At 69.6% G+C, this 5,283-nt stretch carries 3 protein-coding genes; 1 reads left to right on the forward strand and 2 read right to left on the reverse strand.

The genetic code is table 11. From position 1 onward, the window contains the following. A partial coding sequence (locus ACWCO3_RS31085; protein ID WP_450013441.1) for a carboxymuconolactone decarboxylase family protein occupies window positions 1–495 on the reverse strand: 495 nt, incomplete at its 3' end. A 104-nt stretch (window positions 496–599) separates the two neighbouring features. Continuing rightward, a complete protein-coding gene (locus tag ACWCO3_RS31090) occupies window positions 600–1,763 on the reverse strand; it encodes an acyltransferase family protein (RefSeq protein WP_450013443.1) in 1,164 nt (387 codons plus the stop codon). A 340-nt stretch (window positions 1,764–2,103) separates the two neighbouring features. Between ACWCO3_RS31090 and ileS the strand changes: the two genes are divergently transcribed. After that, the gene (gene ileS, locus ACWCO3_RS31095; RefSeq protein WP_450013445.1) at window positions 2,104–5,250 is read left to right on the forward strand and encodes an isoleucine--tRNA ligase; all 3,147 of its coding nucleotides are present in this window, start codon (window positions 2,104–2,106) and stop codon (window positions 5,248–5,250) included. Window positions 5,251–5,283 lie beyond the last annotated feature (33 nt).

Raw genomic sequence — 5,283 nt, forward strand, 5'->3', positions numbered from 1 at the left:
CTCGGCCCCAACCTGCTCTCCGCGGTGCTGTGCCCGCTGCTGGTCTACCCCGGTGGGCTGGGCCTGATCGGCTCGGCGGTGGCCAACGTCGTCGCTTCGGTTCCACACGTTGATTGTGGCAATGGCCAGGATCAGGTCGGCAAGTTCCTTCTCCGACCAGACCTTCGCGGCGGTGTCCCACACGTCGTCCGGCACGCCGTGCTCACCGAGCTTGGTGACCGCGTCGGTGAGCGCCAACGCGGCCCGCTCCCGCTCGTCGAAGAACGGCGCCTCCCGCCAGGCGGCCACCGCGAAGAGCCGTCGGCTCGACTCGCCGGCGGCGAGCGCGTCCCGGCTGTGCATGTCGACGCAGAACGCACACCCGTTGATCATCGACGCCCGCAGCTTGACCAGCTCCAGCACGGTGTGGTCGACGTTCGCCCGGACGTACTTCTCCAGCCCCAGGACGGCCTGGTATCCCTGTGGCGCGACCTCGGCCGCGTTCATCCGCTGCATGACTACCTCCCTGATCGGTCCGACACCGTCACGACGGTTCGGCCGGGGCGCGCCGTGACAGTCGCGGGTGTGACCCCGCTCATGCTGGGCGGAGCGGGGGAGGGTCAGCCGCGGGCGGCCGGCACGGTGTCGGGCAGCACCTCGCGAGGGCGGGGGATCTGGACGGTCTCGATGGGCGCCTGCGCCGGGGCCGGTGCCGTTCCGTCGCCGTCGCGCGGGCCGGGGCGGCTCACCCGGGCGGCCAGCCGGCGGCCGACCTCGATCATGGGCAGCTCGACCCAGCGGTAGAGCACGTCCGCGATGACCAGCCCCACCACCGTCACCGCCAGGAAGAACGCGGTGCTTTTGCCCGCGATCGCGGGCACCAGCCCGGCCGCCGCCCGCGCCGCGATGGCCTGGACGAGATACAGCGAGTACGAGCGTTCGCCGACGAAGACCAGCGGTCGTACTCCCAGGCCGCGGGCGAGCGGGCTGCGGGAGAGCAGGGCCGGCAGCAGCACCGCGGTCGCGGCGGCGTAGCTGCCGATCAGCGCCTCCTGGCCGAAGCGGGTGGGCCAGAACTGCACACACACCTGGACCACGACGAACGCCAGGATGACGCCGGTGGCGACCACCGGGTGGGTCAGTGGCCGGACCAGGGCGAAGCCCCGGGGGTTGTGCATGACGATCGCGGTCAGGCAGCCGAGCAGGATCGCCACGTAGTGGATCGGCCAACTCAACCAGGCGATGTCCGGCGGGATCATCGCGATGAAGAGCACCAGCAGGCAGAGCGTCGCCAGCAGGCGGCGACGGAACACGCCGGCGACCGCCACGAAGGCGATGGCCGGCCAGAACAGGTAGAACTTCTGCTCGATGCCGATCGTCCAGGAGTGCAGGAACGGCGCGCTCGGCTCCAGCAGCTCGTTGAGGAACAGCAGGTAGTACTTCATGCCCCGCTCGATCGACTCGGCGGTGCCGTTGATCCGGGCCAGCCCCCAGTACAGGAACAGCACCAGGAAGTAGACCGGCAGAATCCGGAAGAACCGCCGCAGATAGAAGGCGCGCAGCGAGACCCTGCCGTAGCGGTGCTCCTCGCGCAGCAGCAGCGTCGTGATCAGGAAGCCGGAGAGCACGAAGAACAGGTGTACGCCGATCCAGCCGGTCAGCCATTTCCAGGACGGGCCACCGTAGTGGAAGGCGATGACCATGACAGCGGCCAGCGCCCGCAGCCCGTCCAGGGCGGGGAATCGACGCATGGCCTGGAATTCGTCGTACCGAAGCGAACGCACCGGCGAAGTTTGCGCGAGCGCGCCATTCGGGTCAAGCCAGCGGACCCGGGCCGGTGGGGGATTAGTCGGCGGCGGGCCGGCGGGTGGGTCTTGTATCGTTGAGCACCGTAAGGCGATGACCCGGCCATCACCGGTGAGCCTCCGGAAGAACGGCCGGGCGACCGGCTCAGTAGAACCGGACGGGTGCGGCCCGTCACAGCCGGCAATGAGCGGGCGGTCGATCCTGACCGCCAAGCGGGGTGGTACCGCGGGCCACCCGGGGAGCGTCGTTCGAGGCGTACCCCGGAAGGTTCGTCCTCGCAGACCCACGAAGAGTGAGCTGCGAGGAGAGCGACCCCCGATGGCCTATCCGTTGCACGACCCGACCGCCGCCGGTGTCCCGGCGAGCCCGGACCTGCCCGCGGTCGAGCGCCGGGTGCTGGAGCACTGGACGGCCGACAAGACCTTCGAAGCGTCGGTGGAGGCCCGCCCGGCCGGCGACGACGGCAAGAACGAGTACGTCTTCTACGACGGCCCGCCGTTCGCCAACGGCCTGCCGCACTACGGGCACCTCTTCACCGGGTACGTCAAGGACGTGGTGCCGCGCTACCAGACCATGCGTGGGCGGCACGTCGAGCGGCGCTTCGGCTGGGACTGCCACGGCCTGCCCGCCGAGGTGGTGGCGGAGAAGCAGCTCGGCATCACCAGCAAGGCGGAGATCATCGACCTGGGCGTGGCCCGGTTCAACGAGGCCTGCCGCACCTCGGTGCTGGAGTTCACCCAGGACTGGGAGCGGTACATCAACCGGCAGGCCCGCTGGGTCGACTTCGCCAACGACTACAAGACCCTCGACCTGGACTACATGGAAAGCGTCATGTGGGCCTTTAAGACCCTGCACGACAAGGGTCTGATCTACGAGGGCTTCCGGGTGCTGGCGTACTGCTGGCGGTGCGAGACGCCGCTGTCGAACACCGAGACCCGGATGGACGACGTCTACCGGGACCGGCACGACCCCACCCTGTCGGTGTGGTTCGGGCTGACCGCCGACGAGTCCGCCCCGGAGCTGGTGCGTGGGCCGGTCAAGCTGGGTGTCTGGACCACCACGCCGTGGACCCTGCCGTCGAACCTGGCGCTCGCCGTCGGGCCCGACATCGAGTACGCGGTGCTGGAACGCGACGGGGACCGCTTCGTCGTCGGCGCGGCGCGGCTGACCGCGTACGCCAAGGAACTGGAGGGCTACGAGCAGGTCGGCACGGTGTACGGCCGGGACCTGGTCGGACGCCGCTACACGCCGCTGTTCGACTTCCTCGTCGAGCAGGCCGGCGACAACGCCTACCAGGTGCTCGGCGCGGAGTTCGTCACCACCGAGGACGGCACCGGGATCGTGCACCTGGCCCCGGCGTTCGGCGAGGACGACCAGAACGTCTGCAACGCCGCCGGCATCCCCACCATCGTCACCGTCGACGACCACACCCGGTTCACCGCGCTGGTGCCGCCGTACCAGGGTGAGCAGGTCTTCGACGTCAACAAGCCGGTGATCCGGGAGCTGAAGGATCGGGGGGTGGTGCTCAAGCAGGACACCTACACCCACTCGTACCCGCACTGCTGGCGCTGCGACACCCCGCTGGTCTACAAGGCGGTGTCGTCGTGGTTCGTCGCGGTGACCCAGTTCCGGGACCGGATGGTCGAGTTGAACAAGGAGATCAACTGGACGCCCGGGCACATCAAGGACGGCTCGTTCGGCAAGTGGCTGGCCAACGCCCGGGACTGGTCGATCAGCCGCAACCGGTTCTGGGGCTCGCCCATCCCGGTGTGGAAGTCCGACGACCCGAACTACCCGCGCCTGGACGTCTACGGCTCGCTCGCCGACATCGAGCGGGACTTCGGGGTACGCCTGAGCGACCTGCACCGGCCGGCGGTGGACGACCTGGTCCGCCCCAACCCGGACGACCCCACCGGTCAGTCGATGATGCGTCGGGTGCCGGAGGTGCTGGACTGCTGGTTCGAGTCCGGGTCGATGCCGTTCGCCCAGGTGCACTACCCGTTCGAGAACGCGGACTGGTTCGAGCACCACTACCCGGGTGACTTCATCGTCGAGTACATCGGGCAGACCCGTGGCTGGTTCTACACGATGCACGTGCTGGCCACCGCGCTGTTCGACAGGCCGGCGTTCCGCAACTGCCTGAGCCACGGCATCCTGCTCGGCTCGGACGGGCGCAAGATGTCCAAGAGCCTGCGCAACTACCCGGACGTCTACCACGTCTTCGACTCGTACGGGTCGGACGCGATGCGGTGGATGCTGATGTCCTCACCGGTGCTGCGCGGCGGCGACATGGCGGTGACCGAGACGCTCATCCGCGACGCGGTCCGGCAGGTGCTGCTGCCGCTGTGGAACGTCTGGTACTTCTTCACGCTCTACGCCAACGCCGACGGGCACCAGGCGCTGCGTCGGACGGACTCGACGCACCTGCTCGACAGGTACGTGCTGGCCAAGACGAACGAGCTGGTGTCGACCGTCAGCGCGCAGATGGACGCGTACGACATCTCCGGCGCCTGCGCGACCATCCGGTCCTACCTGGACGCGCTGACCAACTGGTACGTGCGCCGCTCCCGGGACCGGTTCTGGTCCGGTGACGTCAACGCGTTCGACACGCTCTGGACCGTGCTGGAGACGCTCTGCCGGGTGGTGGCGCCGCTCGCGCCGCTGACCGCGGAGGAGATCTGGCGCGGGCTGACCGGAGAGCGGTCGGTGCACCTGACCGACTGGCCTTCGGCGGAGGAGTTCCCCGCCGACCACGATCTCGTGGCAGCGATGGACAACGTACGGGCGGTCGCGTCGGCGGCGCTGTCGTTGCGCAAGGCCAAGGGGCTGCGGGTGCGGCTGCCGCTGTCGACGTTGACAGTGGCCTCGCCGGCGGCGGAGCAGCTGCGACCGTTCGCCGACCTGGTCGCCGACGAGGTCAACGTGAAGGCGGTGGAGTTCAGCGCGGAGCTGTCCGCGTACTGCGAGCAGGTGCTGACTGTGGTGCCCCGGGCGCTCGGCCCGCGGGTCGGCAAGCAGGTGCAGCAGGTGATCAAGGCGGTCAAGGCGGGCGACTGGGAGCTGGTCGACGGCACCCCGGTGGCCGCCGGCGTCACCCTCGCCGAGGGCGAGTACGAGCTGCGGCTGGTCGCCGCCGACGCCGAGCACTCCGCGCCCCTGCCGGGCGGCGAGGGTGTGGTGGTGCTGGACACCGAGGTGACGCCGGAGCTGGCCGCCGAGGGGTTGGCTCGCGACGTGGTGCGGGTGGTGCAGCAGGCCCGTCGGGACGCCGACCTGGACGTGTCGGACCGGATCGTGGTGTCGGTGTCGGCCTCCGAGGAGGTGCGCGCGGCGTTGTCGGCGTACGTCGACTTCGTCTCCGGCGAGGTGCTGGCCGACTCGGTGGACTTCGCCGAGGGCCTCGACGGCTTCGCCGGTGAGGTCGGCGAGGGCGAGCAGATCACGGTCACCGTCCGCCGGTCGTAGCGCGCGGACGCGGACGCCTCCACACCTCCGTCT

The sequence above is a fragment of the Micromonospora sp. NPDC002411 genome, from assembly GCF_053592955.1.